General features: G+C 47.7%; 15 protein-coding genes. 3 read left to right on the forward strand and 12 right to left on the reverse strand.

The window, feature by feature from the left end:
* Positions 1 to 153 precede the first annotated feature (153 nt).
* The 3 genes from SB752_RS01625 to SB752_RS01635 all read right to left on the reverse strand — a co-directional run bounded on the left by SB752_RS01625 (position 154) and on the right by SB752_RS01635 (position 1,516).
* A complete protein-coding gene (locus SB752_RS01625) occupies positions 154 to 624 on the reverse strand; it encodes an RNA polymerase sigma factor (protein ID WP_410714002.1) in 471 nt (156 codons plus the stop codon).
* A gap of 157 nt (positions 625 to 781) precedes the next feature.
* Positions 782 to 1,141, reverse strand: coding sequence for an iron-sulfur cluster insertion protein ErpA (erpA, locus tag SB752_RS01630; RefSeq protein ID WP_410714003.1), 360 nt, complete (start codon positions 1,139 to 1,141; stop codon positions 782 to 784).
* A gap of 150 nt (positions 1,142 to 1,291) precedes the next feature.
* The gene (locus SB752_RS01635; protein WP_049741585.1) at positions 1,292 to 1,516 is read right to left on the reverse strand and encodes an aspartyl-phosphate phosphatase Spo0E family protein; all 225 of its coding nucleotides are present in this window, start codon (positions 1,514 to 1,516) and stop codon (positions 1,292 to 1,294) included.
* Between the two features lie 324 nt (positions 1,517 to 1,840).
* On the opposite strand from SB752_RS01635, the gene mqnE reads away from it, so the two are divergent.
* Positions 1,841 to 2,944, forward strand: coding sequence for an aminofutalosine synthase MqnE (gene mqnE / locus SB752_RS01640; RefSeq protein WP_410714004.1), 1,104 nt, complete (start codon positions 1,841 to 1,843; stop codon positions 2,942 to 2,944).
* A 110-nt stretch (positions 2,945 to 3,054) separates the two neighbouring features.
* Here the strand turns inward: mqnE and SB752_RS01645 are convergent, their stop codons facing one another.
* Positions 3,055 to 3,315 (reverse strand): DUF1450 domain-containing protein, encoded by a 261-nt coding sequence (locus tag SB752_RS01645; protein ID WP_103104324.1) that lies wholly within the window; start codon positions 3,313 to 3,315, stop codon positions 3,055 to 3,057.
* 260 nt (positions 3,316 to 3,575) lie between these two features.
* On the opposite strand from SB752_RS01645, the gene SB752_RS01650 reads away from it, so the two are divergent.
* Together SB752_RS01650 and SB752_RS01655 are read left to right on the forward strand one after the other, a co-directional pair.
* Positions 3,576 to 4,643, forward strand: coding sequence for an NAD(P)/FAD-dependent oxidoreductase (locus SB752_RS01650; protein WP_410714005.1), 1,068 nt, complete (start codon positions 3,576 to 3,578; stop codon positions 4,641 to 4,643).
* Between the two features lie 85 nt (positions 4,644 to 4,728).
* The gene (locus tag SB752_RS01655; RefSeq protein ID WP_410714006.1) at positions 4,729 to 5,199 is read left to right on the forward strand and encodes an NUDIX hydrolase; all 471 of its coding nucleotides are present in this window, start codon (positions 4,729 to 4,731) and stop codon (positions 5,197 to 5,199) included.
* Positions 5,200 to 5,268: 69 nt separating this feature from the next.
* Here the strand turns inward: SB752_RS01655 and SB752_RS01660 are convergent, their stop codons facing one another.
* The 8 genes from SB752_RS01660 to SB752_RS01695 all read right to left on the reverse strand — a co-directional run bounded on the left by SB752_RS01660 (position 5,269) and on the right by SB752_RS01695 (position 13,801).
* Complete coding sequence (locus SB752_RS01660; RefSeq protein ID WP_410714007.1) at positions 5,269 to 6,066, reverse strand: M55 family metallopeptidase; 798 nt, start codon at positions 6,064 to 6,066, stop codon at positions 5,269 to 5,271.
* Positions 6,063 to 6,794 (reverse strand): gamma-glutamyl-gamma-aminobutyrate hydrolase family protein, encoded by a 732-nt coding sequence (locus SB752_RS01665; RefSeq protein ID WP_410714008.1) that lies wholly within the window; start codon positions 6,792 to 6,794, stop codon positions 6,063 to 6,065. Before SB752_RS01665 ends, SB752_RS01660 begins: the two co-directional genes overlap by 4 nt.
* A 68-nt stretch (positions 6,795 to 6,862) precedes the next feature.
* Entirely contained in the window at positions 6,863 to 8,521 is a 1,659-nt protein-coding gene (locus SB752_RS01670) for a peptide ABC transporter substrate-binding protein (protein ID WP_410714009.1), read from the reverse strand.
* Between the two features lie 84 nt (positions 8,522 to 8,605).
* Positions 8,606 to 9,589: an ABC transporter ATP-binding protein gene (locus SB752_RS01675; RefSeq protein ID WP_410714010.1), complete on the reverse strand. Its 984-nt coding sequence runs from the start codon at positions 9,587 to 9,589 to the stop codon at positions 8,606 to 8,608.
* Positions 9,589 to 10,587 carry an ABC transporter ATP-binding protein gene (locus tag SB752_RS01680; RefSeq protein WP_410714011.1) on the reverse strand — a complete coding sequence of 333 codons (999 nt, stop codon included), beginning with the start codon at positions 10,585 to 10,587 and terminating at the stop codon, positions 9,589 to 9,591. Before SB752_RS01680 ends, SB752_RS01675 begins: the two co-directional genes overlap by 1 nt.
* Positions 10,588 to 10,600: 13 nt before the next feature.
* On the reverse strand, positions 10,601 to 11,578 hold the full coding sequence (locus tag SB752_RS01685; protein WP_410714012.1) for an ABC transporter permease: 978 nt from the start codon (positions 11,576 to 11,578) through the stop codon (positions 10,601 to 10,603).
* 11 nt (positions 11,579 to 11,589) lie between these two features.
* On the reverse strand, positions 11,590 to 12,516 hold the full coding sequence (locus tag SB752_RS01690) for an ABC transporter permease (RefSeq protein WP_410714013.1): 927 nt from the start codon (positions 12,514 to 12,516) through the stop codon (positions 11,590 to 11,592).
* A gap of 19 nt (positions 12,517 to 12,535) precedes the next feature.
* Complete coding sequence (locus SB752_RS01695) at positions 12,536 to 13,801, reverse strand: hypothetical protein (protein WP_410714014.1); 1,266 nt, start codon at positions 13,799 to 13,801, stop codon at positions 12,536 to 12,538.
* Positions 13,802 to 13,874 lie beyond the last annotated feature (73 nt).

The raw sequence follows: 13,874 nt of genomic DNA on the forward strand, positions 1-13,874 counted from the left end.
AAATGCTGCAAGAGCAGTCCCAATTGGGGGCTGCTCTTGTAAATACGTGGAAGAATATTGGAAGGATACGGTTACAGCTTTTCTGCAATCTTCAGCAAATCTTCCTTGGTAATGTCAGTAGCCATCGTTCTGACTTCTATCAGTCTCTTTTTATCATCTTGATAAAATGGAAAGCTCGTCATAACCCTTGTCTTCCACTACACGCAAAATGATGAGATTGCGCTCGCTTGCTGAAAGCTTCAATAAAGCCAGATGAAGTGGATTGCTCAAATACTCCCGATCGATCCGTTCCTCGCCTTCATGGCGGCTGACAGTAGGGATTCCCGCTTTCCAAAAAGTTACAATACGGCCCAGCCTCGCCCTTTTTAGCAGGTTGAGACAATGATGATAAGCAATTTTGTACAGCCATGCAGAAAAGGAAACCACGCTGCGATAGCTATCGATTTGCTCATAGGCTTTGAGAAATACTTCCTGAACCGCATCTTCGGTCTCTTGTCTATGTCCGAGCATATGATAGCAGTACACAAATAACGGCTTTTGCATGGTGTCGATGATGACTCCGAACTGATCTATGTCTCCGGCCTTTACCTCCTTTATCACCTGCTCCAATTCCTTCTTATCCAAGCCATCTCACCTCCGATTGACAGGTATAACAAACAACAAATCCCTTTTGTGACATTATTTGAAAAAAATTTCTCGATCCAAACAAAAAAAACCTCCCCGACTCATGTAGCTCGCTACACAGTCGAGAGAGGTCTTGTAAACCACTGCTATGATGGACTTAGTCGTCACATTTTTCTTCTTTGCCTTTTGCCAGTGCGGTCTTGAACGATGACCCGCAGCCACAGGACGCAATCGCATTCGGATTCTCGATGGAAAAGCCTCCGCCCATCATGGATTCCTTGTAGTCGATTTCGGTTCCTTTAATGTATAGATAGCTGTCTTTGTCGACAACAATTTTCACACCATGCTGCTCGAAGGTCTCGTCGCCTTCCTTCATTTCGTGATCCCAGCCCATACCATAAGTAAAGCCGCTGCAACCACCCGGTTTGACACCCACACGCAAAAACAAGCCTTCCTTGCCTTCTGCCGCCAACATTTCCTTAACCTTGTGGCTGGCTTGCTCTGTCAATGTAATCATGCTTCTATCACTCCTTTGCTGGCTTACTCCTGGTTCCCTTGTTTCTTACTTATCTTCAGTATACAAAGAAGCTTCCTTTCCCACAAGGTTACCCTGCACTTGTGGCGCCCATTCTTGGTGAAAAAAACAAAAAAGAGGGTTTCCCCCTCTCTACGCAAAAAAAGCTTTGTTTTCCAACAAGTAAAAACGATATGGATTTTTTCGGCTACCGGCCTTAGACAGATTATGATGATCTATCTGGTTCAGTTCGTTGTGTAGTTGATCAATTTGTATACTGTATTCTAGGACTTCTGGATGATCTAACCCAAACTCTAACCCTATATTTACCATACGCTGTCGAAGGAGTTCGATTTTTTCGAGTAAAACGTCCCGCATTTTGAAGCTCCTCCTAATAGTAGTTCAGGCTTTCTTACCTATATTTTACAAGATCTGCTACGTTTTCGCAAACATAATTTCCCACTTTCCCCAAAAAACAAGCAACATCTGACGGTAAATGTTAGAATTTTACAGTATACACTTGGAGAACTTATGATATTGTTCGCAAAACCTAAGAGGTTTATAATATAGGTGCCTTGTTGCCCGAGATTTTTTGTTTTTACAGGTGATTTCTCCATCCCCCAGAACGCTCAGAATTGGGGTAAAAATGTGATGAACTCCCTAGCTACTACGACTATTTGATTTGGAAAGGAAGTGTTTGGAATGGCGGTTGAAACCTTAGCCATCCAAGATAAATCGCTCGCTGGAATCGCAGAAAAAGTCATGCACGGCGAACGTCTCACACTAGAAGATGGTGTCACCCTGTTCAACTCTAACGATCTGCTCACAATTGGGCAATTGGCAAACATTGTCAATTATCGTAAAAATCAAGACAATGTCTACTTTTTGCAAAATCTCTATATTAACCCTACAAACGTATGTGAAGCTCACTGTAAATTCTGTGGCTTCCGCCGCGATGAAGGCGAAGAGGGCGCGTATACGATGAACACCGAAGAATTGCTTCATTATGTAGAAACGCGTTTCCATCCTGGCATCCGCGAATTCCACATTGTAGGTGGACATAACCAGCACCAACCATTCGAATACTATCTGGATACACTTCGCACCCTGAAAAAAGCGTATCCTGATGTAACCATCAAATCTTATACCGGTGCAGAAATCGAATTTTTCTCCCGCATCTCTGGCCTCTCGATTCGCGAGGTGCTGCAAGAGCTGATGAAAGCTGGTCTGCAAAGCTTGACTGGTGGCGGAGCAGAAATTTTGACAGAGCGTTACCGTATGAAAATGAGCCCGGAGAAAGCAAGCACAGACATGTACCTGCAAGTACACCGTACCGCTCATGAGCTCGGCTTGAAGACTCATACCACGATGCTGTACGGCTCGATTGAAACACTCGAAGAGCGCGTCATCCACATGCTGCGTGTACGTGAGCTGCAAGACGACACCAATGGCTTCATGGTATTTATTCCGCTCGCTGTTCAACCGATCAAAGCAACTGCTGGAATCAAACGCCGCAACTCCGCGATCGACGACTTGAAAACGATGGCGATCAGCCGTTTGATGCTCGACAACTTCCAGCATATCAAGGCTTACTTCATCAACATCGGTACACAGCTGACTCAGCTTTCCCTGACCATGGGTATTTCCGATGCACACGGAACCCTCGTTGAAGAGCGCATCAGTCACGCCGCAGGTGCACTTACACAGCAAGCTCTGACTGTCGATGAGCTGGTATGGCTGATCAAAGGTGCAGGAAAACGCGCCCTGGAACGCGATACCTTCTATAACGTCATCAAAGAACACTAATTGTTGGAAGAACGAAAAAGCTGATGCCCTTTGCAAATTCGGCATCAGCTTTTTTATTTATGCCCACAGGTTTTCCCGGCGAGCAAAAATGAACATCCTAATGAAATCTCCTATAATGGAAAAAGAGCGTCCAGCTCGTCTTGTTCCCGTAGCTTGTTTTTGATTTTGACGAGCAGCTCTTCTGCTGTCTCTGCTTGGAGCAAATTACCGTTTACAAGGGCAAATGGCAGCATGTAGCACTCCCCACAGTAACCAAGGCAACCGTACTCCAGAACATCGACGTCCAGCTCCGGATCATTTTCAAGTGCGTCGACAACCGATTTGGTATAAGAAGAGACGTTGCTCGCACAAAATTCTACTAACGGTTTCATAATTGTCACCTACCGATTATTTCGACATCCTTTACGTTCTATATTGTATCGCTTCCTCAGTAAAAATCCAGTAACGAATGTGGGAAAAAGATTCTGCTTGCATTTTTAGTGAAAGAGACTAAAAATAGAATGGGTGCTGCATAGAACTGATGGGTTCCAACACGTTTTTGGAGGAGCCTTCGTTGCCCTTGCGAGAGATAGGGCATAATTACTGAATTCCTGTCTGTCAAAAGCGGACAGAAGAAAGGACTAGACCTTCTATGAAACGACTTGTGATCCTTGGTGGAGGATACGGGGGTCTTCGTATTATTGAGCGAGTCCTGTCCCCTGATTTACCAGACGACGTGTTTATTACCCTTGTAGACAGAATGCCGTTTCACGGTCTGAAAACAGAGTACTATGCTCTGGCTGCAGGGACGACACCGGAATCTCACCTGCGTGTCACTTTTCCAAACGATCCTCGCCTGACGATTAAGTACGGGGAAATTAGTGGATTGGATTTGGACGACCAGGTCGTCAATTTCGCAAACGGGGACACCCTTTCCTACGACTGGCTCGTAATCGGCTTGGGCTGTGAGGACCGTTATCATGATATCCCTGGTGCGGAGCAGTATACCTGTTCCATCCAAACAATGGGAGCTACTCGCAATACTTACTCGGAAATTAACAACGTGAATCCGTACGGAACGGTGACGGTTGTTGGCGGTGGCCTCAGCGGCGTAGAAATGGCTGCCGAGCTGCGTGAAAGTCGTCCTGACTTGAACGTACGCATCATTGACCGTGGCCAAAGCATCTTGAGTCCATTCCCGAAAAAGCTGCAGGAATATGCCTCCCAATGGTTTATCGAGCACGAAGTACAGCTCGTGTCCATGGCATGCGTGACGGGTATTGAGCCTGGTGTGGTCTACAACCATAATCAGCCGGTAGAAAGCGATGTAATCGTCTGGACCGCTGGTATCCAAGCCAATCGCATCGTACGCTCTCTTCCAATTGAACAAGACAACATCGGACGAGCTAAATTAAATCAGTATCATCAAATTCCATCCCATACGAATGTCTACGTCGTCGGCGACTGTGCGAGTACGATCATCGCGCCAAGTGCCCAAACGGCTGAGATACAAGGTGATCAGATTGCCCTCATGCTGAGAAAAGACATCAAAGGCGAAGAATACCCTGCCTCTCTGCCTGCTCTCAAGCACAAAGGCTTCCTCGGCTCCCTTGGAAAAAAAGAAGGCTTCGCCAGCATGGGGAAAATGTCGCTGGTTGGTCAAATGGCCCGTGTCATCAAGAGCGGACAGCTGTGGATGTACAAAAAGCACATGGGATAATGTTTTCATGCAAAAGCCTGTTGGCCCTATGGTCAAACAGGTTTTCTTTTTGTACAATCCAGGTTAGGAAGGGGGATTTTTCCAGGTGAATGATTATATTCAAACGATGCGCCGAATGATTGGATATGAACGGTTGATTACCGTCGGCTGTGGCGCCATAATCGAGGACGAGCAAGGTCGTATTCTGCTCCAGCGCCGCAAGGACCAGAACAACTGGTGTTTGCCAGGCGGGCTTATGGAAATCGGTGAGACATTCATGGAAACGCTGCATCGGGAGGTTCAGGAGGAGACCGATCTGATCATCGAGGGACCTGAGCTGTTTGGTATTTACTCAGGGGAAATTGGTCTTCGGGAATATCCGAACGGTGACAAAATTTTTAGCATACAGATTATCTTTCGGGTAGCGTCTTATCATGGCGAGCTCAAGCAGGAGGGTCTGGAAAGCTCTGAACATCGCTTTTTTGCAAAAAACAGCCTCCCGGACCCGCTTAACCCCGGTCAGGCGACATTTATTCTCGATTGGGCGGAAGGAAAAAAGGCTCCAATCGTCAGTTGATTTTGATAAGAACAAAGGCTTATTCCCGCTGTCACTCTGCCGGAATAAGCCTTTTTTTGATTTCGAGCGTTACAATACAAAGAACAAAAACCGTAGAACCTCGTTATAGTCGTTCGTTTCATATTCAACCGTTTTGGCACCTGTCTGTTTGGCACCCGGGTAGAATGAGCCGCGATACGCCAAATAATGCTCGCGGAAGGCGATCTCTACGTGGAACGATTCGGGCAGCTCAATCTTGTATTTGCCAAGGTCGTCCGAGAGAGCTGCCTGGACCTGCTCCTTGATCTTTTTGAGTGCGACATTCGGATGAATCGAGATCGAGGCATTGCCAATTCCTTCGCTCACCGGCACGGTTTTTATATGCGGGTTGATTTTCAGTGCGTCCTCACAAATCATTTTGTCCCCAGTAGCCAGGAGGACGGGAACTCCCATGGACGCAGCCGTATACGCATTGATTAACATTTCGCTGGCAATTTCCCCATTGATCTTCACGTACTCATTTTGCATGTTCATGGTGTGTGCCAGCGGGTTTCCATTGGCTCCCGCCGCTGAGTGATAGCCGATAAAGAATACGCCATCAAAGCTGTCATCCAGCCCCGCCATCATCGAGTAAGGGTCGCGCGTCCAGCCCCGCAAAATCTTCACTTGCTCAGGAAGCTTCGACGGGTCCAGGTTTCTCGCTGTACTATGGGCATCCTTGATCAATATGTCTTCTGCTCCTGCCGCAATCGCCGCTTCGCAGGCAGCATTCACTTCTTTGGTCATTTGCTCAGTAAAATATTTGCTAAACGGGCTTTCGATATCAGCCTCGCTCCAGTTGACGATGCCAGCTACCCCTTCCAAATCTGCACTGATGAACAATTTCATACAGAAACCTCCTTTTGTTTGTATTGAATCGATGCCTCGACAAATGCCCGGAACAGCTTCAGGAACATCGGATGGCGTTTGGTCATGCACTCTGGATGCCATTGAACCCCGAGCAAGAATCGATCCTCTGTGCTCTCAATCGCCTCTACAATGCCATCCTCGGAAAAAGCTGTCGCGATCAGATTGTTCCCTAGCTGTTTGACCGATTGATGGTGAAACGAATTGGTAAAAATCCGCTCCTCGCCAAAAATTTCATAGAGCTGCGTGTCCTTTTTGATCTGCACAGCGTGATAGAATTCGTCGGAAGCCGTATGCTCAGGAGAATGTCCCAGTGTGCCCGGACACTGACTGTAAATATCTTGATAGAGGCTCCCCTCCATCGCTACGTTGATCAATTGAATACCGCGGCAAATCCCGAAGATCGGCATGTTTTTCTCATAGGCGATTTTGAACAGAGAAAATTCATACTCGTCACGAATCGAGGACATCGAGTTCAGCTCCCGAACCGGATTCTCCCCGAAATAATAAGGAGCAATATCGTTTCCTCCCGTAAAAAGGAGTCCGTCCAGCATGTCTATGTAATCCTCGTAATTCGACTCATTCGAAATGATGGGAATATTGACTGGCAAGCCGCCTGCAGCATAAATCGAATCGATGTAGTTTCGGCTTACGGTGCTGTACTTTGATTGCTCCGATAAAAAAGTAGTTACGCCTATAATCGGTCTCATGTTTGCTTCTCCCTCAAGAGGCAAGGTCGAAAAGCCATCACTTCCCGACCCTCCCCTGTTCTATTGAATTATTCTACATACGCGTACTCAAAGATCGTATGACCGATGTAGTTTTTCAAAACTCCTTTGACATTTGGCTTCGCCAGGAACTGATCCTCGAAGAATCGAACTGGCATGAGTGGCATTTCATCGGCCAGGATTTTCTCTGCTTTTGCAAAGTTCTCCATCCGTTTGGCCTGATCGGAGATTTTGCGGTTTTCTTCCAGGAGGCGGTCGTATTCTGCACTGTTCCAGCGCAAATCATCGGCTGTATTGACCCCTTCGAAAATGTCGAGGTTGGTCATTGGGTCTGGGTAGTCACCTGTCCAGCCGTCAGAAGCGATGTTGAAGTCGCCATTATCAATTTCATCCCAGTAGACTTTGGATTCGAACGTTTTGATAGTTACGTCTACGCCCAGATTTTGTTTCCACATGCTTTGGAAGGCTTGCGCAATATCTTTATCGGACTGGCTTGCCATGACGATCAACGTAACCTCAGGCATTCCTTTGCCGTCCGGGTAGCCTGCCTCAGCAAGCAGTTTCTTCGCTTCGTCTACGTTTTCGCTAAACAGGTTTCCGACTACATCGCGATATTCCTTGTCCTTTTGCACCCCGTGTGGTATTCCGTAAGGCACCATCCCAAACGCAGGTTTTTCTACAGACTGGATAATGCTCTTGATGATCTGGTCGCGGTTGATAGACATGCTGAATGCCCTGCGAACTCTTGCATCATCAAAAGGCTTCTTGGACGCATTGAAGTCAAAATACTGCATGCCAATGCGCGGAATCGAATAGAAATCAGGTGTATTCTGATACTGCTTCATTCCTTCCGGGCTGATATTGTCAGAGACCTGAATTTCATCGTTGGTGTAGGCAGCCAGCTCAGCCTCGTTGGACTCGATAAACACAATTTCCAGTGTCTCCAGCTTCACTTTGTCTGCTTCCAGATAGTTCGGATTTTTCTTCAGCACATATTTTTCTTTTGGTCTCAATTCCGACAGCATGAACGGTCCTGTTGTCAAATAAGTCTCAGGAGATTTCGTCCAGCCTTCTTTTTCTACTGCGTCTTTTCGTACCGGATAATAGGCGGTGACACACAATAGCTCTAGGAAGTACGGTGTTGGATTTTCCAGCGTTACCTCAAGAGTCGTGTCGTCTATGGCTTTTACCCCTACGTCATCCGCGCTAGCCTTTTTCTCGTTGTACGCTTTTCCGTTTTTGAGATAGTACAGGTAGAAAGCTGCGCCTGAAGCAACCTCAGGGTCCAGTACGCGCTTCCAAGAGTATTCAAAATCTTGCGCGGTTACTTGCTTGCCATCGGACCACTTGGCGTTTTTGTTAATCTTGAAGGTGTACTTGGTTCCTGTCGAATCCAGCTCAGACGATTCGGCCAAGGAAGGAATCGGCTTTTTCCCTGATTCATCAATTTTATAAAGTCCTCTGAACAGGTTTTGCAGAACAATAGAGGAGCGCGAATACACGTTTAACGTTGGGTCCATTTGTTCTGGTTCCTGACTCAATGCGTAAATAATCTTTTGCTCTGCTGCCGGTTTTTCACCCTCTGTTTTCGGAGCACTTTGCTGCTGGTTTTGCTGACCTTGTGGTGCCGTGCCGGAGCTGCTACACCCGGCAGTGACGGATGTGATCGCAAGAAGCGTTGCCAGTACCAAGCCCATCCTTTTTTTCATACTCTTCCCCCCATATTTTTATTGTTATATGAGCTGTCCAAAAAGAAACAGCATTCATATCCTCACGAACGGTGCCACTATCCCTTAATCAATCAGATGACAAGCAACGACGTGCCCATTTCCGATATCACGCAAGCCCGGCTTTGCCTCTGCACACCTGCTCATTGCATAGGCGCAGCGCGTCCGAAATGCACAACCACTCGGAGGATTCATTGGGCTTGGCACGTCTCCTTGCAGGTGTATCCGTTCGCTGCGCTCCGCTGTATCCGGATCAGCGATGGGCACCGCAGACAACAGCGCTCTTGTGTATGGATGCTGCATATTCGTATAAAGCTCATTGACTTCGGCGTACTCCACCAAGCTCCCCAGGTACATGACCCCTACCTTGTGAGAGATATGCCTTACCATCGACAAATCATGGGAGACAAACAGATAGGTCAGTCCAAAGCGCTCCTGAAGTTCCTCGAGCATGTTTACTACTTGCGCTTGAATGGACACGTCCAGTGCGGATATCGGCTCATCGCATACAATGAATTCCGGCTCGACTGCCAATGCCCGCGCGATCCCGATCCGTTGACGCTGCCCGCCGGAAAATTCATGCGGATAGCGATTGAGATGGTCCGCTTTTAGTCCCACCAGCTCGATCAACTCCTTGACGCGATCGATCCGGTCTTTGCCTTGGTAGATGTTATGTACCACCAGCGGATCGCCGATGATCTCTGCTATCGTCATACGCGGATCAAGCGATGCGTACGGGTCTTGAAAGATCATCTGCATCTTCTTGCGGTAAGGAAGCATCTCTTTGTGGTTTAGGCTGCTGATCGACTGGCCTTTGTACAAAATATCACCGGCTGTCGGTTCGTACAGCTTTAACAGCGTCCTGCCGATCGTCGTCTTGCCACACCCGGACTCACCGACCAAGCCAAACGTCTCCCCCTTGGAGATGGAAAAGCTGACATTGTCCACTGCCTTTAACTGTGTGGAACTACGGCCGAGAAAGCTTTTCCTCACTTCAAAATACTTCTTCAGATTGCGAACCTCGACCAGAGCTTGATTGGCATCCCCCATTAGCTGATCACCTCTTTCGCGTAGGGCAGAGCTTTCGGATGCATGAGCCAGCATGCTGCCTGATGCGTTTCAGACAACGAAATCTGCGGAGGAGGAAGCTTTTCACAAACCTTCATGGCATACGGACACCGAGCAGTAAAAGCACAGCCTGCTGGTGGCCTCAGCAAATCAGGAGGGCTCCCCGGAATGGAAATGAGCTTCTTCTTTTCCCCCTCTGAAAACTGCGGGATGGATCGCAATAGTCCCCACGTATAAGGATGCTTTGGCTCGTAAAAGATTTCTCTGGTCGTTCCCTGCTCAACGATGGTTCCGCCGTACATGACCACGATCCGGTTGCACATATTGGCGATCACACCAAGATCATGCGTAATCATGACGATGGAGACGTTCAGCTTGTTTTTGAGATCGCGCATCAGATCCAGAATTTGTGCCTGAATCGTCACATCCAGCGCCGTCGTCGGTTCATCGGCAATCAGCAGCTTGGGCGAACAGGACAGGGCAATCGCAATCATGACCCGCTGTCTCATCCCTCCGGAAAACTCGTGGGGGTATTGCTTCAGCCTGCTCTCTGGACTAGGGATTTCGACCATCCGCAAAATTTCGATCGCTTTTTTACGCGCTTCTTCCTTGGACAGCTTTTGATGTATGCGCAGTGGCTCGGTGATTTGCTCGCCGATCGTAAAAAGCGGATTTAAGGACGTCATCGGATCCTGAAAAATCATGCCGATGTCTTTTCCGAGCATTTTTCTCATTGCTTTTTGGTCGGCGTGTACAAGCTCAGTTTCATCGAACTGGATGCTATCCGCCTCCAGCCGGGCATTGCCTGGGAGGAGCTTCAAAAGCGACAGCATGGATACGCTTTTGCCCGAGCCCGACTCTCCTACGATCCCGATCGATTCTCCTTTATTCACGTGAAAGGTAATGCCCCTGACTGCCTGCACTTGCCCCGCATCTATATGAAACGTCGTTCTCAGATTCTGTACCTGGAGTAATTTCACGTTAACACCCCCTTTATTTCTTTAACCTCGGATCCAAGGCATCACGCAGTCCATCGCCGATGAAGTTCAGCGCAAACATCGTAATACTGATAGCGATAGCCGGGAAAAGCATCTGATAGGGCTGAGTAAATATCGTCGGAATGGCATCGTTTACGAGCGTGCCCCAGCTGGCCATCGGCACCTGAATCCCGATTCCCAAAAAGCTGAGAAAGGCTTCCGTGAATATTGCCGAAGGAACTAAAAACGTTACGGTCACGATGATTGGTCCCATACTGTTCGGAATGAGATGCTTGAACAGGATTCTCATATTAGACGATCCTGTTGCCCTTGCCGCCAGAACATACTCCTGATGCTTGAGTGTGATGACCTGCGAGCGCACCATTCGTGCCGTGCCGATCCAATAGGTAAGCGACATGGCGAGCAGTATACTTTCAATCGTGTTCCCCAAAAACATCATGAGCAGGATAATGTACAAAAGCTCCGGTACTCCGATCAAAATATCAACAATACGCATCATGATCATATCTACTTTGCCGCCGAAATAACCTGAAATCCCTCCATAGATCACGCCGATTACCAGATTGATGGCTGCAGCAGCAACCCCGATCGTCAAACTGATTCTGGCTCCATACATCGCGCGGACGAATATGTCACGCCCGAATTTGTCCGTTCCGAACCAATGCTCTGCGGACGGTCCTTGATTTTGACTGGCAATATCCTGTCCATCGTACGTATACTGCGAAAGCATCGGACCCAGTATCGCTGCGACTGTAATGACCAAGAGAACGAATAAACCAATCATCGCCAGCGGATCTTTACGGAACCTGCTCCATGCATCCTGCCAATATGATTTGCTCGGACGAGAAATCGTTTCCGCCTGCCTCGTCGTTTCATCCAGCTTGGAAAAATCTTCATCCGGCAGCTCTGCCCATGTCTGATTCAGGTCAGAGAGCGGAACAGCCCCTTCGCTTCGCTTTGCTGCGTAATTCATCCAGTCACCTCCTACTCCTCAATTTTTACCCGCCGGTCTATCACGGCATAAAGGATGTCTACGATAAAATTCGCAATGATGATAAACAATCCAAGAAAGACGGTCAGTCCCAGGATGACGGAATAATCGCGATCACTGATCCCTGTTACGAAATCCCTGCCTATACCTGGAATTGAGAACACTCTTTCTACAATAAAGCTGCCAGTCAAAAGCGCAGCCACAAGCGGACCCAAATACGTAACGATCGGAATGATGGCATTCTTCAATGCGTGCTTGAAAATGACGCGGTATTCGGGAACCCCTTTGGCTCTGGCTGTCAGGATGTAGTCCTGGCGCATCACCTCTAGCATGCTGGACCTCATCAGCCTCGCGATATATGCAATCGGACCAAAGGCAAGCCCAATAACGGGCAAAATGTAGTGCTTCCAGCTAGACAATCCATATGTAGGCAGCAGCTTCAATACGACTGCGAACAAAAACATCATTAAGACGGTAAGCACGAAGTTCGGAATGGAAATACCGACCGTAGCAAAAATCATCGATGTCCAATCCGCCCATTTCCCCCGCTTGATCGCTGACGTAATCCCGAGCAGCATGCCGATGATCAGAGCAATGATGATCGCCACAATTCCGACTTTTGCTGATACAGGAAACCCGCGAGAAATCAGCTCGTTTACCGTAACGTCAGCCTGTTTGAAGGAAAAGCCGAGATCCCCCTGTGCGATGCTTTTTAGATAGTTCACGTATTGCACGCCAAGCGGTTCGTTCAGTCCAAACTTCTCTTCCATTTTCTCCATGACGCTCTTCGGCACTTTTCTCTCCTCAGCTGGACTGAAAGGGCCACCGGGTACAGCGTGCATCAGGAAAAAGGTGATCGTCACGAGAACAAACATCGTCAAGATACTCGCGAATAACCGTTTTACGATATAACCTGCCATCTCGTACCTCCTTTTGGGTCTACAAATTGTTCCTGACTTTTACTTCCTGTGATAACCGGTGCAAATCAATGCGATAAATCGGTCGTGGCCTGCCACGTTGGCTCATAGATTCACTGCCTATAACTTCAGCAATCCCTTTTTCCTTCAGCTTTTGGACCATTCGCGCTGCATTGCGTTCTCCTGTATTCATCCCGACACTGATTTCCCGTGTCGTCACCTCATTTTTTTGAATGAGCTGCAGCCAGGAAAACAGCTTGCGCATGGTTGTGGAGGCGTAATCCCCTCGCTCTTCATCGATAAGCGAATAGTTGAGTGTATTTCTCGTCCCAAGCGGACCGAGCACCTTCATCTGATCGTCGATGAGATAAGCGCTGTTGCCTGGATTACGCACGGCAAACTCAACAGCCCGATTGGCGTTGTACAGGGCCCGCTCCACCGTCTCCCCCATCCCGATACCGAGATTGATTGTCCCTTGCTCACCACTGCTATTTTTTAATATTGGAAAGCTCGTGAAGTCCTTGGTCACTTTTTCCACGAGTCCTCTCGTCGTATAGAGCGTGTACTCGCCCTCTTCGTCACTCGTCGTAGAAGCAAACAAGCGCTTGCTGAAATCGGTTATTTTTTTGTGTTGTCCGTCTATGGCAGGCTGGATTTTGAATTGCAGCACAGTGATTTGAGCCAGCTGCTTCTTCTGCTCCTTCACCATCCATAGCGACTTGTTGACCGTATCGCGAATGAGCTGCTTTGTGCTTTTGATGAAAAAGACAGGCACATGACTGTTCTTTAGCCGCTGATAAACGGAGTAAATACTTGTGGCAACGACCTGTATAACTCCCTCTTGCCAGAGCTTCAAATGATGCTCAATCAACTCCTCGGAGTTTTGGAAGCCGTCCATATTTTTCGAGTACCACTTTACGTTGGATGCGTCGATTTCGTCGAAAAATTCTTGCAAATGCTTAGCTGGGATTCCGTCAAAGCTGATGATGGGAAAGAAGTGATAGTGGCGATAAATTTGAATGATGGCTTTATACAGCTCGGTTCCTTCAAAGGGTATGAATAGTGAGCACGAATGAGGTGGGATTAAGTCTTGCGAGAGAAGGAACGGTACATCTCCACTGAAAAAGTACACATCGTAGACTTCCATACTTTCCTGGAGCAGATCGCGGACGTTTTTTTCTGAGTCGTAGATGAGCTTGGTCGGCTCGATATACGAGAACTCCTCCAATACTTCACAGATGTCATCGACTAACAGCTTAGGTCCAATTACAGCGAACGTAAAATTCAATTCATCACCTTCTACTAGTCTTTAATTTGTCTGATATTACTTAAAAACATGATTGTTGGCAGATAATCCCAGT

Source organism: Brevibacillus sp. SIMBA_040, assembly GCF_046535075.1.
Classification (GTDB): Bacteria; Bacillota; Bacilli; order Brevibacillales; family Brevibacillaceae; genus Brevibacillus.